Annotated in this window: 23 protein-coding genes and 1 pseudogene; 12 read left to right on the forward strand and 12 right to left on the reverse strand. The window is 70.3% G+C overall.

The features are described from left to right. Positions 1-18: 18 nt before the first annotated feature. Entirely contained in the window at positions 19-327 is a 309-nt protein-coding gene (locus OHT76_RS38040) for a hypothetical protein (protein ID WP_328875424.1), read from the forward strand. Positions 328-1,327: 1,000 nt separating this feature from the next. On the opposite strand, the gene OHT76_RS38045 is transcribed toward OHT76_RS38040, so the two are convergent. Continuing rightward, entirely contained in the window at positions 1,328-1,978 is a 651-nt protein-coding gene (locus tag OHT76_RS38045; protein ID WP_328875425.1) for a TetR/AcrR family transcriptional regulator, read from the reverse strand. A gap of 544 nt (positions 1,979-2,522) precedes the next feature. On the opposite strand from OHT76_RS38045, the gene OHT76_RS38050 reads away from it, so the two are divergent. The 3 genes from OHT76_RS38050 (at position 2,523) to OHT76_RS38060 (ending at position 4,733) form a co-directional block, all read left to right on the forward strand. Further along, positions 2,523-2,831: a hypothetical protein gene (locus OHT76_RS38050; RefSeq protein ID WP_328875426.1), complete on the forward strand. Its 309-nt coding sequence runs from the start codon at positions 2,523-2,525 to the stop codon at positions 2,829-2,831. A 183-nt stretch (positions 2,832-3,014) separates the two neighbouring features. Next, entirely contained in the window at positions 3,015-4,433 is a 1,419-nt protein-coding gene (locus OHT76_RS38055) for an FAD-binding oxidoreductase (RefSeq protein WP_328875427.1), read from the forward strand. A 102-nt stretch (positions 4,434-4,535) separates the two neighbouring features. Next, complete coding sequence (locus OHT76_RS38060; RefSeq protein WP_328875428.1) at positions 4,536-4,733, forward strand: SDR family oxidoreductase; 198 nt, start codon at positions 4,536-4,538, stop codon at positions 4,731-4,733. A 530-nt stretch (positions 4,734-5,263) separates the two neighbouring features. Here OHT76_RS38060 and OHT76_RS38065 read toward each other — a convergent pair. Together OHT76_RS38065 and OHT76_RS38070 are read right to left on the reverse strand one after the other, a co-directional pair. Next, positions 5,264-5,632, reverse strand: a complete 369-nt coding sequence (locus OHT76_RS38065; RefSeq protein WP_328876723.1) for a DUF805 domain-containing protein — start codon at positions 5,630-5,632, stop codon at positions 5,264-5,266. 296 nt (positions 5,633-5,928) lie between these two features. Beyond that, complete coding sequence (locus OHT76_RS38070) at positions 5,929-6,846, reverse strand: NADP-dependent oxidoreductase (RefSeq protein ID WP_328875429.1); 918 nt, start codon at positions 6,844-6,846, stop codon at positions 5,929-5,931. A gap of 94 nt (positions 6,847-6,940) precedes the next feature. Here OHT76_RS38070 and OHT76_RS38075 point away from each other — a divergent pair, with 94 nt between their 5' ends. Continuing rightward, positions 6,941-7,075, forward strand: a complete 135-nt coding sequence (locus OHT76_RS38075) for a hypothetical protein (RefSeq protein ID WP_328875430.1) — start codon at positions 6,941-6,943, stop codon at positions 7,073-7,075. Between the two features lie 268 nt (positions 7,076-7,343). Here the strand turns inward: OHT76_RS38075 and OHT76_RS38080 are convergent, their stop codons facing one another. After that, complete coding sequence (locus tag OHT76_RS38080; RefSeq protein ID WP_328875431.1) at positions 7,344-8,018, reverse strand: SDR family NAD(P)-dependent oxidoreductase; 675 nt, start codon at positions 8,016-8,018, stop codon at positions 7,344-7,346. Positions 8,019-8,156: 138 nt separating this feature from the next. On the opposite strand from OHT76_RS38080, the gene OHT76_RS38085 reads away from it, so the two are divergent. Continuing rightward, positions 8,157-8,852 (forward strand): TetR/AcrR family transcriptional regulator, encoded by a 696-nt coding sequence (locus OHT76_RS38085; RefSeq protein ID WP_328875432.1) that lies wholly within the window; start codon positions 8,157-8,159, stop codon positions 8,850-8,852. 332 nt (positions 8,853-9,184) lie between these two features. Here OHT76_RS38085 and OHT76_RS38090 read toward each other — a convergent pair whose 3' ends face one another. Both OHT76_RS38090 and OHT76_RS38095 read right to left on the reverse strand, forming a co-directional pair. Beyond that, the gene (locus OHT76_RS38090; protein WP_328875433.1) at positions 9,185-9,682 is read right to left on the reverse strand and encodes a flavin reductase family protein; all 498 of its coding nucleotides are present in this window, start codon (positions 9,680-9,682) and stop codon (positions 9,185-9,187) included. Positions 9,683-9,962: 280 nt separating this feature from the next. Further along, positions 9,963-11,222: a hypothetical protein gene (locus OHT76_RS38095; protein ID WP_328875434.1), complete on the reverse strand. Its 1,260-nt coding sequence runs from the start codon at positions 11,220-11,222 to the stop codon at positions 9,963-9,965. A gap of 70 nt (positions 11,223-11,292) precedes the next feature. Here OHT76_RS38095 and OHT76_RS38100 point away from each other — a divergent pair, with 70 nt between their 5' ends. The 3 genes from OHT76_RS38100 to OHT76_RS38110 all read left to right on the forward strand — a co-directional run bounded on the left by OHT76_RS38100 (position 11,293) and on the right by OHT76_RS38110 (position 14,430). Further along, entirely contained in the window at positions 11,293-11,865 is a 573-nt protein-coding gene (locus OHT76_RS38100) for a TetR/AcrR family transcriptional regulator (protein WP_328875435.1), read from the forward strand. A gap of 23 nt (positions 11,866-11,888) precedes the next feature. After that, a complete protein-coding gene (locus OHT76_RS38105; protein WP_328875436.1) occupies positions 11,889-12,704 on the forward strand; it encodes a siderophore-interacting protein in 816 nt (271 codons plus the stop codon). Between the two features lie 193 nt (positions 12,705-12,897). After that, positions 12,898-14,430, forward strand: coding sequence for an MFS transporter (locus OHT76_RS38110; RefSeq protein ID WP_328875437.1), 1,533 nt, complete (start codon positions 12,898-12,900; stop codon positions 14,428-14,430). 788 nt (positions 14,431-15,218) lie between these two features. On the opposite strand, the gene acs is transcribed toward OHT76_RS38110, so the two are convergent. Further along, entirely contained in the window at positions 15,219-17,117 is a 1,899-nt protein-coding gene (gene acs, locus OHT76_RS38115) for an acetate--CoA ligase (protein WP_328875438.1), read from the reverse strand. A gap of 343 nt (positions 17,118-17,460) precedes the next feature. Here acs and OHT76_RS38120 point away from each other — a divergent pair, with 343 nt between their 5' ends. Both OHT76_RS38120 and OHT76_RS38125 read left to right on the forward strand, forming a co-directional pair. Continuing rightward, entirely contained in the window at positions 17,461-18,435 is a 975-nt protein-coding gene (locus tag OHT76_RS38120) for an alpha/beta hydrolase (RefSeq protein ID WP_328875439.1), read from the forward strand. Between the two features lie 22 nt (positions 18,436-18,457). Next, complete coding sequence (locus OHT76_RS38125; RefSeq protein WP_328875440.1) at positions 18,458-19,477, forward strand: helix-turn-helix domain-containing protein; 1,020 nt, start codon at positions 18,458-18,460, stop codon at positions 19,475-19,477. 38 nt (positions 19,478-19,515) lie between these two features. Here OHT76_RS38125 and OHT76_RS38130 read toward each other — a convergent pair whose 3' ends face one another. The 4 genes and pseudogenes from OHT76_RS38130 to OHT76_RS38145 form a co-directional block, all read right to left on the reverse strand. Further along, a complete protein-coding gene (locus OHT76_RS38130; protein WP_328875441.1) occupies positions 19,516-20,433 on the reverse strand; it encodes a hypothetical protein in 918 nt (305 codons plus the stop codon). Beyond that, positions 20,430-21,821: a PEP-utilizing enzyme gene (locus OHT76_RS38135; protein WP_328875442.1), complete on the reverse strand. Its 1,392-nt coding sequence runs from the start codon at positions 21,819-21,821 to the stop codon at positions 20,430-20,432. Before OHT76_RS38135 ends, OHT76_RS38130 begins: the two co-directional genes overlap by 4 nt. Positions 21,822-22,011: 190 nt before the next feature. Next, a pseudogene (locus tag OHT76_RS38140) lies at positions 22,012-22,428 on the reverse strand (DedA family protein); the annotation flags it as partial. Positions 22,429-22,433: 5 nt separating this feature from the next. Further along, on the reverse strand, positions 22,434-23,270 hold the full coding sequence (locus tag OHT76_RS38145) for a hypothetical protein (RefSeq protein WP_328875443.1): 837 nt from the start codon (positions 23,268-23,270) through the stop codon (positions 22,434-22,436). A gap of 446 nt (positions 23,271-23,716) precedes the next feature. Between OHT76_RS38145 and OHT76_RS38150 the strand changes: the two genes are divergently transcribed. Further along, positions 23,717-24,199: a cation:dicarboxylate symporter family transporter gene (locus tag OHT76_RS38150; RefSeq protein ID WP_328875444.1), complete on the forward strand. Its 483-nt coding sequence runs from the start codon at positions 23,717-23,719 to the stop codon at positions 24,197-24,199. Positions 24,200-24,227: 28 nt separating this feature from the next. On the opposite strand, the gene OHT76_RS38155 is transcribed toward OHT76_RS38150, so the two are convergent. Continuing rightward, positions 24,228-24,407, reverse strand: coding sequence for a hypothetical protein (locus tag OHT76_RS38155; RefSeq protein WP_328875445.1), 180 nt, complete (start codon positions 24,405-24,407; stop codon positions 24,228-24,230). Positions 24,408-24,439 lie beyond the last annotated feature (32 nt).

Below are 24,439 nucleotides of genomic sequence, written 5' to 3' on the forward strand. Positions count from 1 at the left end.
TTCTGCGTGGGGGCAGCGATGTTCCCGGAGTACGGGCGGCGGACCGCCTCGGCCGGGACAGCGGGAGGGGAAACGGCGAAGCCGGTGTTCTGGTACGGCGTGCTCAACAGGCCCATATCAACCCCATGTCATCTCGCCCCGGCGTCCGTGGCCGTGGCTGGCGAACACGGTCGTGAGCTTCTTGCCGGGATTGAGGAGCTTGGCGGCGAGTCGGCGATGTTCGCGGGTGGGACCGACGTTGACCGGCATCGCCTCCTGCTCGCCGGTGGCGAGGGTGGTGGTCTTGTTCGTGCCGCCGACCGGAAAGTTCAGGCCGAGGACCTGTGAATTCGAGCGTGCGCATCAGGGCTCTTCGCTCTTCGTACGAGAATGGGGCTCGCTGGGCGCGAGCGGGTCACTCGATGGTATCTGACGAGTCAGATGTTCTCGTGCTGGATGCGCACGGTGTGATCCGAGTCGCATGGCCTGCTGTGTGGTCAGGGCGGCTGGCGTGGGCGCCGCGCCCCCAGGCGTCGGGGTGGGATCAGATCGGCGGGGCGACGGAGACACCGCGGTCGGGGTCAGCGGGCCACCAACACAGCGAGTTGACGGTGCGTCAGGCAAGCTCGCCGCCGCGCGGAGGGGAGTGTGCGTGACGTGCACCTTCGCTGTGATTGCTGCTTCCCGCTGGTTGTTCTCTGTCGTCGGCGACAGCTGTTCGGGGAAGGTCACGCCTGTCAGTCCAGATGCCGGCTCTCGCCGACCTGATGATCGAGGAGGGGCAGCGCAGGGGCGAGGTCCGCCAGGGCCCGGCGGACGAGATCGGCCTGTCGGTCGTGGCCGCCCTGCACGGCTACGCCCCCTAGCGATCGCCGGAGCTGTCCCCACCGACAGAATCGAACGGGGCCTGGAGGACATGGTGGCCTTCGTGCTGCGCGGGTGCGCGCCGTAGCGGACGCGCGCCCGTCACTCCCGTCTGCGCTGCCAGCCCCTCGCTCTCGTCAGCGCCGGCCCCTGAACTCCCACGCCCGTGTCGACCACTTGCTACTGCGTCCGCGTCGAGTGGGGCTCAGCTGTTCTTCTCGGGCTTCGTGCGGTACTGCGGGCCGGGCTGGCGCGGAGCATGGACTTGCAGAGAGCGTCGTGCTCGGGCGGGGCGGGCAGGGGTCTCGATCGAGGGGCTGCATCATCCGGGCGACGACGCGCCGCCAGGTGTCGGGGGCGGCGTCGCCGGTGGCATTGACGACACCGGCGTTGGCCATGTGGATCAGTACCAGGTCCGAGGGGTCGAATTCCTCGCCAGGCACTCCCACCTGACGACGCGGCCGCGGTTTGACGGTCCGTTCTGTCAACTACGGCCGAACAGCGCCACGAGGAGAGCGTCCCTCGCTTCGTCGAGGTCGGCGGCGCCGGCCGCTTGGGACACGTTCCGCCACAGGCCGAGCTGGCCGTGCAGGCCGCTCCACAGAAGCTTGGCGGCGAGTTCACTGCGGTCCGGGTCGCGGCCGGTGGCGACCAGGTAGGGGGTGACGGCCGTGCGCCAGGCGTCGAGGAGCCGGTCCATGGGGTGGTGGGGGAGGCCCTCGGGCGGCGGCAGTCCGGGGCCGATGCGGAAGAGCAGGTCGTACTGGTGCGGAGCGTCGGTGGCCAGCCGACAGTAGGTGTCGACCGCGGCGCGCAGCCCGGCCCAGGCATCCTCCGCGGGAGCGGCCTGCTGAGCGGCACGCATCGTCTCGGCCAGCGTCGCATAGACCGAGTCGAGCAGTGTCCACATCAAGTCGGCCTTGTCCTTGAAGTGGCTGTAGACCGCCCCGGCGGTGATTCCGGCCTCCCGGGCGATGCCCCGCAGGGAGATCTCGTCCGGGCTGTTGGCCTGTTGGAGGAGGCGTCCGGCGGCGTCGAGAATTTCCTGGCGCAGCTGCTGGCCCTCTCCCCAGCGGTTGGGGACCCGAGTCCGGCTCGTCCTCTCGGCATCCAGGTCGGGCTCTGGGGCGCTCATCTCGCTCTGCTCCACTCTTCCTGCCGGCCGTGCCGGGCTCCGGTCTGCTCGTTCCCAGTGTGATGCCGACGGCTCGAAGTACTCAAAGCGGCTCCTGACTTTTCAGATCACGCCACACGCTATACAGTGTTCAGCAAGTTACTGAACACCGTACAGCGACTTCCGTTCCCGCACGGAAGCAGAGGAGTTGCGTGTGTCACCGACCCCCCACCGCCACGCGAACGCTCCGGTCGACCTTCCACTGCCGTGCCCCGGCCCTTTCGGCCCTTTGGCCGGCCACGCCCGGCTTCGGCGTGAGCGTCCGGTCGCATCGGCCCGGCTGCACGGGTGCGACGTGTGGCTGGTCGGGAGGCACGACGATGTCCGCCAGCCCCTGTCACACCCGCGGCTTGGCTCGGACCGCACACGGCCGCACGCCGATCCGGATAGACGCTCATCGTCTCGGGACGGGCGCGCTGCAAGGACGGCACACCCATCTCGGGTGCCGAGATCGATCTGTGGAGCGCCAACAACGCCGGCGACCGCTCAGGACTGACCTCCCGACATGGGCGCACCCTTGGCCCTGGAACTCGCGACCGTGTGCCCAAGGGCAACTTGCGCTGGAGAGCCTCGGCGTGCCGGAGGGCAGCCCACTGGACCGGGCCGGGGGTCCGCCCCGCTGCACATCCACGCGATCATCAGCGCCGACGGTCTCCACATCCTGGCGGCACATTCCCGCTGCTCCGGTGACCAGATCGCCGACCGCACCTCCGAGCCGTTGTCGCCGCCGGCGTCGACCGTGTTCGACACCCAACTCCACGAAAAGCTGCAGGAGTTCAAGGCCCTCGGCCTCGCCGCCCCTGCTACCCGATGACCAGCGACCCCGTTCTGCGCCGGTCGCTCCGGCGATCTGCGTCCACACCCGCACAAGCCTGGCCCAGTGGCCGAACCCTGCCGGCCACTGGGCCGCCGTACCGAAGTCCGGCCCGTCCGCGCACCTCGGATCCGTTTCACCGCCGCCCGCGGTCGCGGGCTGCCTACCACCAGGGAGAGACGAATGAGCCCCATCAGCACACCCCCTGTCCACGACGATTTCCCCGCCGCCTTCCGCGGCGCCGTCCTGCGCCCGGGCGACGACGGCTTCGACCAGGCCAGGGTCATCTGCAACGGCCGGGCCGGCGACACCGTCCCCGCCTTGATCGCACAGTGCGTGGACGAGGACGACGTCGCCACCGCCCTGCGTTACGCCTCCGCACGCGACCTCCCGGTCGCCGTCCGTGGCGGCGGTCACGGCTCCGACGGTCACGCCATGCCGGGAGGCGCCTTCGTCCTCGACCTGTCCGGCATGCGCGGGATCACCGTCGACCCGGACACGCGCACCGTGCGAGCCCAGGCCGGTGTCCTCCTCGGCGAACTGGACGCGGCCACCCAGGAACACGGTCTGGTGGTGCCGTCCGGCACTGTCACCAGCACCGGTGTCGCCGGACTGACCCTCGGCGGCGGCATCGGTCACCTCCATCGGCGCTTCGGCGCCACCGTCGACAACCTGATCGCCTGCGAGATGGTCACCGTCGACGGCCGGAAGGTGCGCGCGGACGAGACGGAGAACCCGGACCTGTTCTGGGCACTGCGCGGAGGAGGCGGCAACTTCGGTGTGGTCACCGCGTTCGAGTTCCGCGCCCACCCGCTGGGCCCGGACGTCTGTTCCGGCATGATCGTCTTCCCCGGAGAGGAAGCCACGTCGGTTCTCAACCAGGTGTCCGGCTACATGGCGGGCGCTCCGCGCGAACTCGGCCTGGCGACCTCGCTCACCATCGCGCCGCCGCTGCCCGACCTGCCCCACGAAGTGCACGGCAGGTTGATCCTGATCCTCCTCCCCGTCCACACCGGTGACGCCGAGGAGGCGGAGAAGACCATCGCGGACCTCGCCGCGCTGGGAACACCGTTGCTCAACACCGTGCGGCGCGCCACGTGGCTGGAGACGAACAGTCAGCTGGACGCGCTCTTCCCCTACGGTCTGCGCGCCGGGGCGCGCGGCGGCTATCTCGCGTCACTCACCGAGGAGACGGTCACCGCACTGATCGAACGCGCGAGCGCTTCCCCGAAACTGCCGGGCACCGCCACCGTGTGCAACGTGTGGGCGTTCGGCGGCGCGTTCTCCGAGGACGTCGACGAAGACGCCACCGCCTTCTCCCGTGCCGGGGCCTCCTGGCTCTGGGAGGCAGGTTGCCAGTGGGCGGAGCCGGAGCACGACGCGCGCATGGACGCCTGGGCCGACGCCACCTTGGCCGCCATGCGACCGCACACCCTGCCCAACTCCTACATCAACCTCACCGAGGACCAGGGCGAGGAGTGGCGCCGCGGCGTGTACGGAAGCGAGGCCAAGTACCGGCGCCTCACCGAGATCAAGGCCGCCTGGGATCCGAAGAACCTGTTGCGCCACAACAAGAACATCACTCCCACCACGAACAGGTAAATCGGTAGTTCGGTGTTGCCGCCGCCTCCGGCGCGCCCGCCACCCATAGAAGGCACCCTGGGCCGGACGGCTCGGCCGTAGTCGGCCCGGGCCAGCCCCGGCGTGGTCTACACACCCGCCTACGAGGTCGCGGGGGTGAACCGCGAGCAGGTCGAGTCCGTCATACCCCTCATACCTGCCGGGCGACTCGGTCTGGAATCGGACATCGCTGCCGCGATCGTCTTCCTCGCCTCCGACGACGCCTCGTTCGTCAACGGTGCCAACCTGGTGGTCGACTGCGGGCAGACAGAAATCGTCTGACCGTTCCACGGCAGCTTGCCCATTAGCCGGTGGGCAAGCTGCCCGGGAGACCGCTACCGCAAGGCTTCGGCCAGCCGTTCGATCTCGTCGAGGTCGTCAATGGTCGGGTTGAAGAACAGCTCGTCGCCCACGACGTAGGTCCGTCCCCTCTTGGACTCGTCCAACGCGAAATGGACGGTCCCGACGAGGTACGGCCTGCCCTCCCGACCCGCATCCGTCCATGCCCGGAGGGCGCCCGTCGGATCACTTGCCCTACTTGGTCATCCGCTTCAGCGCTGCCAGTTACGGACCGTGTGCAGCGTGGTTTTGACGTTGTTGCTGACTGTCGAAGTGTTCGTCAGTGATTTCTTCGAGCTCGACTGCTTCGGAGGTTCCGGCGGTCATGTCCACCTTCGTCGCAGCGGCCTCCAACGCCCGCTGCCCGCGGCCGGTCACGTGCCGGCTTCGGTGAATCGGCGTGCCGTGGCGAGTCCGACACGTGCACCGTTGCCGGTGGTGACTGCGACCTACCGTCGCACTACGTGACCGACTCAGCCGGCGCGCTGGTCGGCGGCCTTGGGGGAGGGGCCGTACTGGTTGGCGCCCGAGGCGCTGTCCACCGTCATGCCCACGAGGTAGAGGACGGGGCCGACGGCCGGGATCAGGGCGATGAGCATTCTCCACCCGGACCTACCGGTGTCGTGCAACCGGCGGACGGAGACGCTCAGCATGGGGACGATGAAGGGCACCAGCAAGACGCTGAGCAACAGAACCCCGATCGCGAAGCTGACCCCGACGATCACGGCGGCGGCGCCCATGTAGAGCACCGAGAACCACCAGTACTCCGCGCGCCGTGCGCGACCGGAGAACGTGGCGAACTTGGAGGTGAGGCACGTGCGTGCCGCATCGGTGAACGACATGCTGGTCACAGCGGTCCTTTCGCAGAAGTGTCAGGGGGTGTGGTGGATCGGGCGGCGAGAGTGCGGCCGTGCCCTCAGCGCCGGGACCACCTCCGCGGAGTAGGCCGTACGAGTCGTACGACCGGGCTCGACTTGGACAGCTCTATCCACTCGGCCTGCCGGGGTGGGGTCACCGGAATGCTGACACCGTCCCGCACGTGCGGCGAGGTGCGCGGTCCGGGGGCTTTTTCTGCCACCGGCATGCGACTCTGCGACGGACGCCGCGGAGCCTCTGTGGGCCGGTTGCACCGCGTCCGTTAGCGCACTTTCAGGACGGTCTTCCCCAGAGCGTGGCCGGCTTCGACCGCGGCAAGAGCCGTCGCTGCCTCAGCGAAGGGCACGACCTTTGTGACGTGGGGGGCCAGCGCGCCGGACGCGACCAGTCCGGCGAGGGTGGAGAGTGCCTCCCCGTTCTGCGTCACTTGGAAGTAGCCACCGCCGAGCTCGGACGCTGCCGTCGGATCTGCAGCAGTGATGACCCTGGACCTGTCCGCGGCGAGACCGGCGACGGCGTGCAGGGCGTCGCCGCCGACCAGATCGAAGATGGCGTCCACACCGTTCGGGGCGACCGCCGTGACCCGGTCAGCCACTCCTTGTCCGGAGGAGACATGGGTGGCTCCCAGGGAGGAAACGAACTCCGCCTTACCCGGACTGGCGGTGCCGATCACCGTGGCGTCCAGGTCACGGGCGATCTGCACGGCGGCAACGCCGATACCACCACCGGCTCCGTTCACCAGAAGGGTGGCACCGGGCTTGAGGTTCAGCCGGCCTATGCCCTGGTGGGCGGTGGCCGCCGACACCGACAGGGTCGCGGCGTCCGTGAACGACACGGCGGCCGGCTTGTGGGCCGCCGCCTGGGCGGGCAGCAGCGCGTATTCGGCGTAGCCGCCGGTCAACGGCAGGGCCCCGAAGACCTCGTCTCCGATGGTGAATCCCTCGACCCCGTCGCCGATTCCTTCTACGACGCCGGAGATCTCCGTGCCGAGGGTTGCCGGCAGCGTCAGAGGAAGCACCTCCGCCAGGTAGCCGGCGCGCACCTTCCAGTCCACCGGGTTCACCCCGGCCGCGTGCACCGCGACCAGAAGCTGACCCGGCCCCGGAACGGGCCTGGGCAGGTCGATGAAGGTCTGCGTCTCGGGACCGCCGTACTCGGTGAAGACGTATGCCTTGGGCATGGCTCCTCGTTCTGCTCGATGTCGGGGGAATGCTCGGGTGAAGGGTCGGTCGCTCGGGCGTGGCCCTCGGGAGGCCCTCCGGGGAGCCCCGCCGATGTCATCGGGCCGCCAGGCCGTGGAACTCTCCTTGGCGGGCACCGGCCGAAGTGTGGGCAAGTGCGACGTGTCCACCGAGGCCGCGGCGCAGTGCCGTGAGCATGTCGGCGAGTACGCGTCTGCCCGCCGTTGAGTCGGGGATGAGGCTCCGTGCAGGAGCCCTGTGCAGAGGGCGAGTTCGGCGGGGACATCAGCGGGTGCGAGGCGCTGGGCGTAGTTGATGTCTTTGTAGGGGAGCGAGTTGTGCCGGCAGGCGGTGATGAACGCGGGAGGCGGTCGTCGAAGGCGTCGGGAGCCGCGAGCGCGGCCGGAGCCCTCTGCCGGATCGCGCCGCCGCGGCGGGAAACGCGGTCACGCGATCCGGCTCCGACGAAGAAGGGTGGTGGGGGCCTGGTGCGGTGTCAGAGGCTGAAGACGAGTTCGGCCTGGTCGCGCTTGGTGGTGTGCAGCTCCCAGTAGACGGGGGAGATCTCCTCGGGCTGGGCCGTCGGGAAGCCGGGGACGGCCGGCGTGCCGATCGACACGTCGATGCCGACGTGGGCGGCCTGGATGCCGGTGCCGTCCAGCTCCTTGTGGAGGTTGATCACCCAGTTGCGCAGCGCGGCGGCGGCCGCGTTGACGTTGCCGACCTGCGGCACGGGGTCGATGGAGCCCGCGCCGGTGGTGTAGAGCAGTGTGCCCGCGCCGGCCTCCCGCATCGTCGGCAGCACCGCCCGGGTGGCGGCGATGGCACCGTAGAGCTGGAACTCGATCTCGTGCTGTATGTGTGCCGGTTCGGCCTCGGCCGGGGTGGTCAGCGCAGTGGCGAGGCCAGCGACCGGGGAGTACTCCAGTACGTCGACGCTGCCGAACTTCATGGCGGCGTCCTTGAGGGCCTGGGTGAGCGCGTCGCGGTCGAGGACGTCCGCGGGGAACGCGGCGGCATTGATGCCCTCGGCGGTGAGCTTGGCGACGAGACCGTCGAGCTTGTCGCGGTTGCGGGAGATCAGGGCGACATCGAGGCCCTGACTGCCGAAGGTACGGGCGATGGCCAGGCCCAGCTGGGGCCCGGCTCCGACGATGGCGATGCTGGTCACAGCGATCCTTTCAAAATGAAGGAAGCAGAAATCCGGAAAGCCCTATCCATATCAAGATCCGGATAGGGTCTTCCGGTTCGCGGCTGTCACCGTACCATTAAAAGTGGATAGGGCAATCCGATTGCTAGACTCCCCGGCATGACCCCTGGCGCCCACCATCCCGACGACGCCCAGCCCCTGCGCAGCGACGCCGAGCGCAACCGCGGGCGGATCATCGCCGCCGCGCGCGAAGTGTTCGCGCGTGATGGCCTGGGAGCCTCGATGGCCTCCGTGGCCCGCGAGGCGGGGGTGGGGATCGCCACCATGTTCCGCCGCTTCCCCACGAAGGAGGAGCTGGTCGACGCCGTCTTCTTCGACCGCATGGACGCCTACGCCGATGCGGTCGCCGTCGCCCTGGACGACCCCGACCCCTGGCACGGTTTCGTCGGCTACATCGAGGCCGCCTGCGCGATGCAGGCCGCCGACAGCGGCTTCGCCGACGTCCTCACCACGACCTTCCCTACTGCCAAGGCCCTGGAGCGGCGCCGCAACGAGGCCTACGAGGGCATGGTCGAACTCATCAACCGGGCCAAGGCGACGGGCCGGCTGCGCGAGGACTTCGACTCCTCCGACCTGGTGCTGCTGCACATGGCCAACGCCGGTGTCGTCAACGCCATCGGCGACGCCGCCCCCGACGCCTGGCGGCGCGTCGTCGCCCTGCTGGTCCAGTCCTTCGAGGCCCCGGCCCGCGGCCCGCTGCCCGCCTCGCCCGAGCACGACGCCCTCTACAGGGCCATGCTCCGCGCCGCTCCGGCGGGTGTCGCGGCGCCGGAGTCGGGCGCCGGTGACAACTGACTCGGGGCTGGGGCCGTCTCGCGGTGCTCGACTCCTCGCCGCGCTCGCCGTGATCTCTGCTCGTGGAGCGTCCTCGGGTGAGGCTGGCTGTGCGTGAGACTGTTGGGTCCTGTCGCCGTCGGGCGGACCGGGCTTCCCTCGCCTGACGTGCGACCTCGGGGCGTGGATCGACCTTGTGGGGTGGTGAGTCGCTGCGCACCCCCGGAAGGCCTCCAACGGACGCCGGAGAACATCAGGCTCAGGGTCACTGGAGTACCCACGGGTTGCGGACCAGTAGATGCACCGTGAAGAAGGAAGTCAGTAGGCGGGCAACCTTTGTTCTCTCTCCACACCTACCGGCCTTGTTGCTCAAGGCGCTGGAAGTCGCGCTGGTAATAGAGGGTTGGGATGCCCTCGCTGAGGCGGACGTTGTCGACGCGACCGAGGGGGATTGTGTGGTCGCCGGCCGGGTGGATCTCGTAGGTGCTGCATTCGAGGGTGACCGCGGCCCCGTCGAGCATGGGAAGTCCGTGTTCGTTGGGGGCGAAGCTGGGGTGCGCGAACTTGTCGGCGCCACGGGTGGCGAACCGCACGGCGAGTTCCGTGTGCTCGTCGGTGATGACGTGGACGAGCCAGCGTGCGGCGCTGGTGAAAGCGGGATGACATTCGGCGCTGGCCGCCAGGCACACCAGGATCAGTGGGGGTTCCATCGAGACCGAGCAGAACGAGGTCGCCGTGAAGCCGCTCCACTGTCCGGTCTCGTCGGCGGTGGTGACGATGGTGACGCCGGAGGGGAAGGACGCCATTGCCTCTCGGAAACGGCGGGTTTCGGTGCTGATGGTGTCTGTCATAAGAGTGTTCACTCCCACCAAGTGCGTGATGGAGATTGAGTCTCGTGCGCGTGGTGCGCAGGAGGGCGATGGGGCGGGGCGCGGGCTCGGTGGGGTGGCGCCGTCGAAGGCGACTCCCGCCGGCACTCCGGTAGTTACGGAGCCGGCCAACTGGCCGCGATCGACGAGGCGTTCAGTGTGGCTTGGACAGGTCCGGGCTCACCGTTGCGGACGCGGATCCGCATGTTCTGGTGGAGGTGCTGAGCCCGGACGGGCCCTCGCGGTGAAGGCCGTGTCGGCCTCAGAGCACGCAGCCGATGTGCGCCTTGGTGAACGGTAGTTCCACCGGGGCGCCGAACAGCATGGTGGCGTACAGGCCGGCCTGGTTCTCGTAGATCGCGATGGGCTGGTTGCGCATGCCCATCAGGTCGCGCAGGTAGTGCTGGAACAGCTTGTCGCTGCCCATGACGGCGCCACCGCCGATCTCGAACACCTTGTTGACCGCGCCGAGACACTGGGCAATGGCGTGGGAGGCCTCGAACCGGGATTGGACGCGCCTCTCGGCCGAGACCGGCACGCCGGCGACGACGTCGGCGTAGATGGGGTCCCAGGTGCGCGGGATGCGCGCACGCGCGTCCCTGACCAGGGTCACGGCCTCGGCCAGCCGGGTATGGAGGGCCGCGTTCTGCGCTGCCGGCGCGCCGGTCACGGCCGACACGCGGCGCCTGTTGTCGTCGATGAAGGCGTCGAGCGCTCCGGTCGCGGCACCGATCGCGCAGGACGCGATGTTGTAGGCCCACATGGACATCCAGGGAAGGTCGAAGATCGGGCCGGTGTTGACGGCCTTGCCCGGCTCGGTGTGGTGGTAGAGCGCGTCGACGGTCAGGGTCCGGTACTCCGGTACGGCGGCATCGACCGTGACCTCCTTGCTGCCGGACCCCTGGAGGCCCGAGACCCGCCAGCTGTCCTGGTCGATCTCGTAGTCGGAGGCCGGCACGAGGAACGCCCGGAACTCGGGGCCGTCGCCCTCGTCCGGGATGACGCCGCCGAGGAGGATCCACTGGGCGTGGTCGACGCCGCTGAGGAACTTCCACCGCCCCGTGAGACGGAATCCGTCACCGACGCGCTCCACCGTGCCGGTGGGAGCGAAGGACGAGGCCGCACGGGTATCCCGGTTCTCGCCCCAGACGTCCTGCTGGGCCTGCTGGGAGAACAGGCCCAGGTACCAGGCGTGCCCGCCCAGGAGGGCGCCGACCCAGCTGCTGGCCGGGCACGCCGAACCGAGCCGGACCAGCCCCTCCTCCCAGGTCGACGGGTCGACCTCCAGCCCGCCCCACTGCCGGGGCTGCACCGCGCGGAAGACCCCGGCATCCGTCATCGCCCGAATGCTCTCGTCGGGCACGCGCCGCAGGTCGGCTGCCTTCAGGGTGTTCGCCCTCAGCACCGGCAGGATGCCGTCGATGCGCTCCAGGTAGCGCGCGGATTCGTCGGACGGTCGGGGCGCGTCGGCTTCGGCGGGCCGGGATGTCTGGAGAACTTCGGCGTGGGGGGTCCGTGACATGGGTCGCTTCTCCTCGGTTCGCAATTACTAAGGCTTGCCTTACTTCAGTAGTACGCTACAGTTTCGTACTGTGCAATCCCAAGCCAAGATCAGAGAACGCGAGCGCCACATCCTCAACGTGGCCGTGGAGCTGCTCAGCGAGGTCGGTTTCGACCGGCTGACGTTCGACGCCATGGCGGCCAGGGCGGGCGTGTCCAAGACGACCCTCTACCGACGCTGGCCGACCAAGCACGAACTGGTCATCGACGCCGTACGCCGCCGGGTGGGCTTCTCCTTCACCGTGCCCGACCAGGGAAGTTTCCGCGCCGACGTACTGGAAGCGCTGCGGCTGGTCAGCAACTGGCTCAAGCGGGACGGCGCCATGCTGCGCAACCTCGTGGACGCCATCCGCCGTGACGCGGACCTGCGCGAGGCGACCGAACGCCGGCTCGCCCAGCCCCTGGACGGCATGTGGGAAGAGGTCATCGACCGGGCTCACGGCCGTGAGGAACTGCGTTCGGGCGTGGACCTGTCCTGGCTCAGTGAGCTGGCGCAGGGCGTGCTGATGAATCGGATCCTCGTGGCGGACGTCCCCGTCACCGACGCGTTTCTCGAACGTCTGACGGACGAGATCCTCCTGCCCGCCTTCACGCACTCCGCCTGACCCACCCCACCGGGAGCTCCACCATGCCCCGACACAAGTCACCGCCCCGGCGGAGAATGCTCCGCGCCACGGTCGCCCACACCGCACGCACCAGCCCGAGCTTCGTCACCCTCACCCTCCAGGGCCCCGACCTGGCCGACTTCGAGCCGATGGGCGTCGACCAGTCCTGTCGGCTGTTCTTCCGCCGCGACGGCCAGCAGGAACTCGCCATGCCGACCGCCTCGCACAACGGCTGGCTGGCCCAGTTCATGCTTATGCGGCCGGCCGTCCGCCCCTGGGTCCGTCTCTACACCGTGCGCGCGTTCCGCCCCGAAGCATGCGAACTGGACATCGAGTTCGTCCTGCACGGCGACCACGCCGACGTGGGCCCCGCCTCCGCGTTCGCCTCGCATGCCCGCCCCGGCGACCCGGTGGGGCTGTTCCCCGAAGGAATCGGCTACCTCCCCACCCCGACCGCCCAGTCCCAGCTGCTCGTCGGCGACGAGAGCGCCCTACCGGCTCTCCTGTCCATCCTGGAACAGTCACCGCCCGAGCTCACCGGCGACGCCTACCTCGAAGTGCCAATCGGCAGGGACATCCGACCGGTCGCGGCACCGGCCGGAGTCACCGTCCACTGGCTGCCCCGCGAGGACCACGCCGCTGTACCGGGACAACTGGCCCTGAAAACGGTCACGTCCTCCTGGAAGCTCCTCCCGGGGCAGCGCATCTACTGCTGGGTAGCGGGCGAGAGCGGCCTGCCCACCGGCCTGCGGCGCCATCTGGTCAAGGACCAGGGCGTCCCGAAGTCGGACGTCTCCTTCCTCGGCTACTGGAGGCACGGCAAGAGCAGCCACGGCTGAGAGGCATCCCCCGACGCGTGCCTCCCGCGTGCCACCGCGAGCGACTCTTCCTCCCCACACGGCACTCGACGACGTGCCGCCCGCCCTGTGTGCCCATTCCATCCGGACCGGCACCGGCTTTGACACCCACGTCACTTCCCTGTCCCGGTGAATGACCTTTCCGCGCCCCTCGCCCACTCTTTGGAGTTCTCCCTTGTCTGCCTACAGCACCACCACGACCCCCGGACAGCCGGGTACCGATGCGTCCGGGGCCTCCCCAGGCGGGCGGCACCTCGGCCTGGCGCTCTTCGTGATCGCCACGGCCCAGCTGATGGTGATCCTCGACGCCACGATCACCAACATCGCCCTGCCCGCCATCCAGACCGACCTGGGCGTCTCCAACGCGAACCTGGCGTGGATCGTCAACTCCTACGCGCTGGCCTTCGGCGGGCTGATGCTGCTCGGCGGCAAAGCGGGTGACCTCTTCGGACGGCGGCGGATGTTCCAGGCAGGCATCGCCGTCTTCACCCTCGCCTCGCTGCTGGGCGGACTCGCCCCGAACGAGGGCCTGTTGATCGGTGCCCGTATCCTTCAGGGCGTAGGCGCCGCCCTCGCCGCGCCCAACGCGCTGGCCCTGATCACCACTACCTTCCCGGCGGGCAAGTCCCGCAACACGGCCATGGGCGTGTACGCGGCCATGGCCGGCGTCGGTGCCACGGTCGGCCTCCTCCTCGGTGGCACGCTGACCGACGCGCTCGACTGGCGCTGGGTGTTCTTCATCAACATCCCCATCGGCCTGGCCGTCCTCGCCGGCACGAAATCCCTCGTCGAGGCCGAGCGGAGCCCCGGCCGCCTGGACGTCCCCGGCGCCATCACCGGCACCGGCGGACTGATCGCCCTCGTCTATGGCATCACGCGCGGCGGCGAGCACGGCTGGACGACCGGCCTGACGCTGGCGTCCTTCGCGGCGGCCGCCGTACTCCTGGCGGCGTTCCTCATCATCCAGGCGCGCGCCGCGGAGCCGATGATGCCGCTGCGGCTGTTCAAGGACCGCAACCGCTCCGGCAGTTTCGGCACGATGCTGTTCATCGGTGCGGGCCTGTTCGCCATGTTCTACTTCCTGACGCTCTACATGCAGCTGATCCTCGGCTACAGCCCCATCAAGACCGGGTTCGCCTTCCTGCCCTTCACCATCGGCATGGGGACCGCCGCCGGCCTGAGCTCCAAGTTGATCGCCCGCATGTCTCCCCGGCTGATCGCCGGACCGGGCCTGCTGGTCGGCGCGGGCGGCATGCTCTGGTTCGCCGCCCTGGAGCCCGACTCCTCCTACGCCGGACATCTGCTGCCGGCGATGTTCGTCACCGCGGTCGGGCTCGGCATGAGCTTCGTCCCGATGACGCTGGGTGCGGTCAGCGGCGTCGACCACCAGGACACCGGCATGGCCTCGGCGCTCCTGAACACTGCCCAGCAGATCGGTGGCGCACTCGGGCTCGCGGTCCTGTCGACCATCTCCACCTCAGCCGCGAACGACAAGCTGCCCGACGCCGCCTCGTCCCTCTTCAGGGGCCAAGCCACCCAGGACCTCACCTTGGTCGCGAAGGCGGGCGAGGCGCTGACCCACGGCTACACCATGGCCTTTATCGCCTCGGGCGCCATGTTTCTGGGCGGACTGGCGGTCACGGTCCTGGCCATCAACGCGGGCAAGCAGGAGCACACCGAGGGCGCGGCGCCCGTCCACATGGGCTGACCGCTGCGATCGTCCACGCGGGCCGATCCCGCACAGGGCGGCGTACCGCGCCCGCAACGATCACGACGACGTACGGCGGAGGCGCCGCACCGGGACGCCTCCGCCGTACAGGACTGGACACCCATGACGACCCCGCAGCGCATCGAGGCCGTGCACTGGTCCGAACTCCCGCAGCCACCCGAGTCCGTCCTTGCCCTCACCCGGGCCTTCGCCCTCCCGGCGAGGGACTCGCTGGGGTCGGGCACCATGCCCACGCCTGAAGGAGGCGAACCGGCTGATCAGCAGCGAACGGGCACCGGTGGAGCACGGCTTCGCGGACCTTCAGCTGGCGGATCTTGACGAAGGTCCGGATGAATGTCCGTCACGCAGCCTTGCTGCTGCGGGCGTTGCGGGTCCTGACGAACTCCGAGATGGCCCGGTGATGAACGATCACCCGAACACGATCGTGCCGCCGACCGGCCCGAGCATCCCACCCACGGCTCACAGCAGGGCCCAGTCCAGCTTGGAGGCGTACTTCACCCGCCTACTGGTGGTCCGCCGCCTTCTTCACGGCAGGCCTGATCGTCACCGCCGTCCTCTACCGGCGCGGCGTCCCGGCCACCGGCGTATTCGATCGTGGTCGTCCAACTGCGGCCCCACCGCCGGCTGACCGGGGCGGGCGAGGCCGTAGTGGGCCACCGTCCGTCAGGCGGCCCGCAGCTCGAACCAGTCGAAGGCCGCGCTGCCTTGGGTGGCGTACTGCCGAAGACGCCGCCGGTGAAGCGCCGTTCGGCGAGGATCTCGCTCGGTCAGCCGCCGAGCCGGGCGTTGATCCGGTCCATCACGGACGCGTCCGCGAGCGTGGTGACGTCGCCGACCTCCCGGCCTTCCACGACGTCCCGCAGCAGGCGGCGCATGATCTTGCCGGAACGCGTCTTGGGGAGTTCGGGGACGACGAGGATCTGGCGGGGCTTGGCGATCGGGCCGATCTCCCGGGCCACGTGTTCGCGCAGCGCGGCCACGGAGGTGTCGGTCTCCCGGGTGGCCCCGCCCAGGATGACGAAGGCGATGATGGCCTGGCCGGTGGTGGCGTCCGAGGCGCCCACCACCGCGGCCTCGGCGACATCCGGGTGCGAGACGAGGGCGGATTCCACCTCTGCGGTGGAGATGCGGTGTCCGGAGACGTTCATGACGTCGTCGACCCGGCCGAGGACCCAGATGTCGCCGTCGTCGTCGTAGCGGGCGCCGTCGCCGGCGAAGTAGTAGCCCTGCGGGGTGAACCGGGACCAGTAGGTGTCCCGAAAGCGTTCCTGGTCGCCCCAGATCCCGCGCAGCATGGACGGCCAGGGCCGGTCCAGCACCAGATAGCCGCTGCCGCCCTTGTCCACCGGCTGCCCCTCGTCGTCGACGACCAGCGCCGAGACGCCGGGCAGTGGTGTCTGGGCGGAGCCGGGCTTCGGCTCGCCGGCCCCCGGCAGTGGGGCGATCATGACGGCGCCGGTCTCGGTCTGCCACCAGGTGTCCACGACCGGTGTCCGGCCGCCGCCGATGTGCTCGCGATACCAGCGCCACGCCTCGGGGTTGATCGGCTCGCCGACGCTGCCCAGCACGCGCAGCGAGGACAGGTCGTAGTCGGCCGGGATGTGCTCGCCCCACTTCATGAAGGTGCGGATCAGTGTCGGGGCGGTGTAGTAGATCGAGACCTCGTACTTCTGGATGATCTCGAAGTGCCGTCCTTCGTGCGGGGTGTTGGGCGTGCCCTCGTACAGCACGGAGGTGGCTCGGTTGGCCAGCGGGCCGTAGACGATGTAGGTGTGGCCGGTGATCCAGCCGATGTCGGCCGTGCACCAGTAGACGTCCTGGCCGGGTCGGTGGTCGAAGACGGTGCGGTGTGTGTACGCGGCCTGCGTGAGGTAGCCGCCGGAGGTGTGCAGGATGCCCTTGGGCTGTCCGGTGGTGCCCGAGGTGTAGAGGATGAACAGCGGATGCTCCGCGTCGAACGCCTCCGCCTCGTGCTGGTCGGGCTGGGGCTCCACCAGGTCGTGCCACCACAGGTCCCGGCCCTCGGTCCACGCGACCGGGGTGCCGGTGCGGCGGACGACGAGAACGTGCTCGATACCCGGGCAGTCGGCGACGGCCTGGTCGGTGCCGTCCTTCATGGGTACGGCCTCGCCACGCCGGTACTGTCCGTCGGCGGTGATCAGCAGGCGGGCGTCGGCGTCCTCGATGCGCGAGCACAGCGCGGCGGGGGAGAAGCCGCCGAAGACCACGCTGTGCACCAGCCCCAGCCGGGCGCAGGCAAGCATCGCGAACACGGCCTCCGGAATCATCGGAAGCTGGATGGCGACCCGGTCACCGGCCTGAAGGCCGAGCGTAAGCAGGGCGTTGGCCGTCTTGTTCACCTCCCGCCGCAGGTCCGCGTAGGTGATCATCCGGGTGTCGCCCGGCTCTCCCTCCCAGTGGAAGGCGACCTGGTCGCCGTATCCGGCCTCGACGTGCCGGTCCACGCAGTTGTGCGCCACGTTCAGCCTGCCGCCTTCGAACCAGCGAGCGAACGGAGCGTCACTCCAGTCGAGGACGGTCTGCCACGAGGTGTCCCAGTCGAGCTGTCCGGCCTGCTGAGCCCAGAACGCCTCCCGGTCGGCCTCTGCCGCGGAGGGGGGAACGGCCGCCTCGGTCGACTGCTCACGGGGGGCGGGTGTCGTCATGGCGAGGCCCTTTCGATGGGGGCGGGATGCCGGGAACCTGCCTGCGGTACGAGATCTCCCGGGGGCGTCGGCCCGGTGGCGTTGCGCGGGCCTGGTCGGCTCTCCGCCCGGCGGAAACGTCCTGCTCAGTGTGGAGAGCGCCGCGTATGCCGGACAGCCGACGTACGTCGGCGATTCCCCGCCAGTCGGCGGGGGAGCATCGCGCCCCTGGGGAGATGTCGCCCTGCCCCGCCATCTGTCGGGGAACTCCCACTGTTCGGCGGCTCACCGATCCGGATGGCCGCCTGAGAATGTTCGTACGACCTGCGTGGACATGCCGGGTCGTGTCAGTCAGGAGGAATCCATGTCCCTGGTACCGCCCCCGTTCGACGCCGAACTCGCCGCCGCCCTGGCGGTGGTCTCCGAACGGCTTCCCCCGGTCTTCACCCTGGACGTGGTCGCCGCCATGCGAGGGGGCGAGGCCGCGATGCGGCCGAGCGACGAGCAGCTGAGCTGCGGCGGGTTCTTCCAGGTCGAGGACCGGACGGTGCCGGGCCCGGACGGGGACCCCGACGTCTCCCTGCTGATCTGCCGTCCGGTTGCCCCGAAGTCCGGCGGCCCGCGGCCCGTGCTCTATTACGCGCACGGTGGCGGGATGCTCATCGGCAACAACAGAATCGGCGTCGATCTCGTCCTGGACTGGGCGCGGGCACTGGACGCGGTCGTGGTGTCCGTCGAGTACCGGCTGGCGCCGGAGCACCCCTACCCGGCGCCGGTGGAGGACGTCTACGCGGGATTCGTGTGGACGGCGGAGCACGCCGCGGAACTCGGCGGCGACCCCGAACGGATCATCGTCGCGGGCACCAGCGCAGGTGGCGGGCTGACTGCGGCGCTCGCCCTGCTCGCGCGGGACCGAAAGGGACCGCAGCCGCTCGGACAGGTACTGATGTGCCCGATGCTGGACGACCGCAACGACACCCTGTCCGCCCGGCAGATGGCGGGCCGCGGGGTCTGGGACCGCGCCTCGAACGAAATCGGCTGGACGGCGCTGCTGGGCGAGCGGCGCGGCGGCCCGGACGTCCCCGCCCACGCAGCACCCGCCCGGGCCGAGGACCTGTCGGGACTCCCGCCGGCTTTCATCGACGTGGGCTCCGCCGAGACCTTCCGCGACGAGGCCATCGCCTACGCCTCCGCCATCTGGCGCTGCGGCGGCGTGGCCGAGCTGCACGTGTGGCCCGGCGGTTTCCACGGCTACGACGGACTGGCTCCGCACGCCGCGCTGTCCCAGGCCACCGTGGCCGCTCGCCTGCAGTGGCTGCGCCGACTTCTCGGCGAGTGACCGGACGGCGGACCATGGACGTATGAGAGAACTGGTCGGACGCCTGAACGCGCTGGATCCGGACGCCGGCGCCGCGGTCAGGGTCATCGCCTACTTCGACCAACTGGACGAGTCCCGGGCCGGACTGGAGGCGTTGGTGCGGGGTGCCGCCGTCCTGTCCGGCTGTCCTGCCCGGCTCGACGACGCCTCCCGGCGGGTGCACGTCCGTGTCGAGGCCGACGGCGCACGCGCCGACACCAGCGGCCCGGCGGACCCCGCCTGGCCGTCCGCGCCGCTGACCCCGGGTGCCGCCCCCGCCTTCTGGCTGGAGCGAGCCGGGGACGCCTCCGTGGTCGACGCGGTCGTCCTCGAACGAGCGGCCGGTGCCATCCGCCGCGTCCTGGATCGCACACGCGGCCACGCTCCCGTCGTACCGGCCGACGATCCGGCAGCCGTCGAAACCGTGCTCGATCCCACCGCGCCCGAACAGGCCCGGCTGCGCGCGGCTGGACACCTCGGTCTCGACACGTCCGATCCTGCGGCGCGCGCATGCGCCCTCGCCCCGCTGGGAGGGCGCCCCCGGGTCGTGCCCGTGTCGGCATCCGGCCTGCCTGCCTCCGCCGACCTGTCGGCGGGCCGTCTCGGGATCGGCCCCGCCGTTCCCGTGCTCGACCTGCCGAGGTCCTGGGCCGCCGCCCGCTCCGCGCTGCGCTTCACCGCGGAAGGCACCCTGACGGATCCCGGCCCATCGGTCGTCCATGCCGAGGCCCTGGGAGACATCGCGCTCCTCGCCGACCACATCGCTCCCGGTTCGCCACCGCCGCCCGACGCCCGCGCCGTCGACTCCGCAGCGGGGGACGCCCCTTGGATGCTCGCCACCCTCCACGCGGTCGCCACCTCACCGAGCCTGCGGGCGGCCGCGGCCATCGCCCACGTCCACCACTCGACCCTGCACGACCGTGTCGCCCGCGCCGAGGCGCTGCTGGGCTGGCCCCTGCGCAACTCGGAGGGCCGTCTGCGGCTGCATGTGGCCCTGACGACGCGACGCCTGGCCCGGGGCTGAGCCGGTGGAGCCCACGGCACCCGCCCCTTGACAGATGTTCAGCTCCGCTGTTCGGCCTGCCCTTCTCGGAGGACGACGGCGCTGGTGCGATTGGTGTTGGCGTCCTGCAGGCAGCCGCGCAGGCGCATCACGTCGTGCTGCGGCAGGGCGGGGCGGATGACGGCGGTGTAGACACCGTCGTTCATGCGGTTCAGCGTGGCGTCGTCGTTGCGGGCGGCGGTGGAGCGGCGGCAGGTCTCCCACAGGTCGGTGGCTGCGAGCTGGACCGCCTGCGGGCTCTGGTCGCCGTAGGTCTCGACACGGAAGACCATGGTGGTGCTCGCCGCGGCGGGGGCCGGTTCGGGCCTGGTCTGGGTGGCGTCCGCCAGAGCGGACCACAGCAGGGGCACCAGGATCAGGCCGCCTACGGCTGCCGCGACGGCGAGTGCCTTGCGGCCGGTGCGGGCCGGCGGTAGCGCAGGGTGGCTCTCCAGGGGGACGGTCGCGGTGAGCGGCGGGGCGGTCAGCGCCGCCAGGCGTCCGGCCAGTCGGCGTTCCGCGCCCGGTCGCGCGGTGGCTCCGGCGATTTTCTGGATGACCAGGGCGAGACCGGACAGGGCCGCGCCGGCCACCATGAGGACGGGGACGAAGACGAAGGTGCGCTGTGTGCCGTTCAGTTCTGTCCGGTCGACGGCGGCCAGCCAGTTGAAGTGGTTCGGTACCGGATCGCGGGTCTGTTCGAGGCGCTTGCGCACCTCCTCGACGCGGGCGTCGGACTGCTCAAGGCGGTCTTCCAGGCGGCTCAGGCGGGTGAGCAGCAGGACGGTGGCGAGGAAGACCTCGACGACGATGAGCAGGGCGGCGGAGATCAGGGCGCGTTGCCATTCCCAGCGGGTCAGGTAGAGCACGGTGTAGTAGCCGGCGTAGGCGGCGGACAGGCCGCCGAAGGTGTAGCCGACCAGTCTGATGGTCTTCATGCCGCCGACTCCTCACGGATCGATGTGGGCTCTGGTGCCGTGCCGGGGGTGTCGTTCACGGTCACCTCTCCTGTTCCGCCGTCCACGGTCAGCGGCGTTCCGGCGGGGAAGCGGTCGACCGCCGCCGGAACGCCCACTGCGGTGGGCACCCGGTATTCGCGGGCCAGCACGGCGAGGTGGGACAGGGCGCTGCCGGTCTCCGCGACGAGCCCGGTCAGGCCGGGCAGCAGGGGGGCCAGGGCGGGGTCGAGGGACCGGACCACGAGTACGGGGTGTTCGGGGCGGGTGCCGTGGCCGTCCCAGGCCGTTCCGGTGCCGAAGCCGCCGCCGGCCCCCTGGCCCTCGCCCGAGGCCCGGTGTCCGGGCGGGATTTGGGCCACGGGGCGGCCGTCGGCCAGGCGGAACGCGGCGGGCAGCGGGCCGGTGTCCTCGCGGGGCAGTCGCTCGGTGAGATCGGCCGGCAAACCCTTGCCGTCCGCTGCGTCGACCAGTTCCTCCCAGCGCAGCAGCACCAGACGGGAGGACCCGAACCCGCACTCACCGGGTTCGACCCGCTGTGCGAGATCCCGCACCATCTGCGCCTGCATCTCCTGCACCCAGCGGATGCGCAGCCGCAGCCCCTCCCGTACGGGCAGCGCGCCCACACCGCGCGGTGCCGTGGTCCACCCGGTCTGTGTGGGCAGCGGCGGGCGGTCGCCGAGGGTCGGTGGCAGCAGGGCCAGCAGAACAGGGTGGCGTTCCAGGAGCTGCTCGTCACTTAGGCCTCGTCTACGGCCTTCTGTCAGTTCCGCGAGCGCTTCGCCCGCCGCGGTGGCGCCGCTGCCCGCGCCGAGCAGCGCGCCCGCCAGGGACTCCTGGGCATGCAGGGACCCAAGGACCTGTCGGCCCCACGCGACGGCGTCCAGCAGCTGACCGCTGAGCATCTCCCGGGGTGGCGGGAAGTCGGCCAGCTGCCGGTCCACGTCCGCCATCAGGTCGACGGCCAGCAGCGGCAGTGCGGAACGCAGCCGCCCGATCCGCCAGGCCGCGCCCGCCCGGCGGGCCCCCGGTGCCGGGTTGATGAAGTCCAGGACCGGGTGGGCGGACGGGATGGCGCCCAGTAGTCGCAGATCGGCGGCGGCCTGTCCGTCCACGGTGGTCACCACCGGCAGTTTGCGCAGCTGACGGCGGGGCGCGGAGCCGGCGATGTCGAGGGCGAGGGTGAGGCCGTGGGACATCGGGGTCACCCACAGGTCCTCCTCCAGCGGCTGGAGCACCCCGGGCAGGGTCTCGGCGACCGGACCGGGGCCCAACAGGCGCGCGCCGCGCGGCGGCCGTGCGCCCATCGCGGTGATGGGCCGGGCCTGGAAGAGCCACAGCTTTCCGTCCGCGTCGAAGCCGAACTCCATGTCTGGGGTCCGCCGAACGCCCGCTCCGTCTTCTTCGCCAGGTCCACCAGCGCCACCCGTCGCCGATGGGACAGCAGCCGGTGGCCACGCGCTTCGGCCGCAGGAAGTCGCTGGCGGCGGCGCCGGCGAAGTAGCCGAGGAGCACGTTTCCGATGCCCCAGATCAGCGAGGCGAGCGTGCTGAAGAGGAAGAAGCGGCGGTACGGCATGCCGGACGCCCCGGCGGCGAAGGGGATGAAGGCTCGTACGAATCCGATGAACCGGCCCGTGACGACCGCTGCCCCGCCATGACGCGTAAGGAAGTCATGGGCCTGGCCGATCCGACTGCCGGGCCGTACCCAGCGGGCCAGCCGCGTGTGCGGGCGTCGCCCGTACCAACGCCCCAGTGCATAGCCGAGACTGTCGCCGGTCATGCCACCGGCCACGACGAGGACAGCGAGGAGCACCGGGTTGAGGTCGCCTCGGCCCGCGATCGCGGACGCGAGGAGGATGACGGTCTCGCCGGGCAGCAGCACACCGATGAATGCGCTGGTCTCACCGGCCGTCACGGCGAACACGACGATGTACGACCACCATCCGGCCGCCTCGATCAGAGCGTCGACGTCCATGGCCGTCAGCCCGCCTGCCGCAGCGGGGCGGGTACCGGGGTGTCCGTCGGCTCCGGCGCCCGGGTGCGGGGCCGGAACGACAGCACCCGTCCCTGCGAATCCCCGGCGGGCAAGGCGTTCGCGCCCCCACGTGAGTACTTCTCTTTGTCCTGCGGGAGGTGTCCTGCAGCGACCCACGCCAGAAGCGGTACGACCACGGCCGGCAGCGCTGCGAGCCAGGGGCTGTCCCCGTTCGACGCCGCTGCCACTGCCGCGAGCAGCGCGATCAGCAGTACGGCCGCCCGCGGCCAGGTCTTCGGGATGGTGGCGATCACCGCCAGCGCCATCAGCACGTACCAGCCCGCACGTACACCGGGCAGTGTCACGTAGTCACCGAGCAGGGACGCCTCGTCCACCGGCCACCCCCGCACCACGGCGAATACGCCGAGACCGGCCGTGCCGGACATCAGCAACGCGATGGCAAGGCGCATATAGACGTGCTGATCCCGTCGGGCCAGCCAGAACAGGCTCAACACCGCCAGGGGCAGCGAGGCGGGGGCAAGGATCCAGGTCAGCGCCTGTACCCCATCGTGAAGGAACGCCGCACCTCTCTCCGCGACAGCAGTCCCAAAAGTGCGGAGATGTTCGGCGGCGGATGACGTCCAGCCGACCTCGACGAGGGACTCCTGCTCACGGACGGAGACGGCGAGGAGGCCGGAGTACACGAGCAGCGTCGCCGCCAGGCCCGCCATCGCGCGCCGCAGGTTCCGCCGGACGTGCGCCTCCTTCGGCACGGTCCGGCTGAGAGTCGGCGTGCGCCGGGATCCGCGGCTGCGTGAACCGCGGGCGGCGACGCAGCTCATCGGGCCCCTCCGGCATCGTGCGCCACGCTCCTCAGGCGCTGCGTCCTGGCCGCTTCCCACAGCGGCATGACGCGTTCGGTCTTCTTCCTCGCCACGCCCGACTGCGGGGATGTGCCGTCCCGAAGCGATATGGACTGGGTCACGGCGGCCTCCTGATCAGTCAGCGGCGCGTCATCCGAGGGCGCGCCGACTGTCTCGTCTTACTGATCAAAATAAGTGGGCCGCCCGGTCCATTTATTTCTGCGGCCGGGTATGACGTGCGTCACCTGTATGTCCCGCCCCCTCGCGCGCGCAGTGGCGCCCGGGGCCAGTGCCGGTACTGATAGGCCCGGCCTATACGGGGCATCGATTTTTGGTCGTGGACCCCTGACGTGTGGCCCGATTCACTGTGGCCCAAGCTGGCGCGTGCCGATCGGGCTCGGTGTCGCGCGATCAGGGAGGCTGCAATGACGCAAACCCCGGACAACGAGCGAGCCGCACAGGCCACGCGCATCGCGGCGAAGCCGTGGTACCGGCAGTTGTACGTCCAGGTTCTGGTGGCGATCGTGATCGGCATCGTGCTGGGCTGGCGGTGGCCGGAGCTCGCCGCCGCCATGGAGCCGCTCGGTACGACGTTCATCACCGCGATGAAGATGCTGATCGGCCCGATCGTGTTCCTGACCATCGTCGGCGGCATAGCGGGCGTCGCGGACCTGAAGAAGGTCGGGCTCACCGGGATCAAGGCGCTGGCATATTTCCAGGTCGGCACGATCGTCGCCATGGCGGATCGATTCCGCGGCCGGCGGTCGCTCAGCTCATTCGGTGCTACGGGAGATCCCCCCGCGGGTCGAGTACCGGCTCCCCCCGGCGGTGAAGGGCTGCGCGACGTCCGCGACGCCATGGGTGCCTGTGCCCCTCACGGTCCCGGACGGCGAGCCCGACGGCGCTGACCTGTCGTAGACACGTCTTGGCCCACCGCTACTGCGCGGCGCGGCCCTTGAGGAGGCCGACGCCCGCTCCGAGCGCGACGGCGCCCATACCGGCGCTCGTGAGAAGGCCCTGTGCGCCGTCGACGGCGAAGGGAGCGACCGCGGCGACGGTGAGGTTGAACAGGAACAGGAACCACAGGACGGGCGGGGAGGAGAGGAGCGCTTTCACGGGAGATTCCTTTCGGGGAAGGGCCGTGGACA

Source organism: Streptomyces sp. NBC_00287, assembly GCF_036173105.1.
GTDB lineage: Bacteria > Actinomycetota > Actinomycetes > Streptomycetales > Streptomycetaceae > Streptomyces.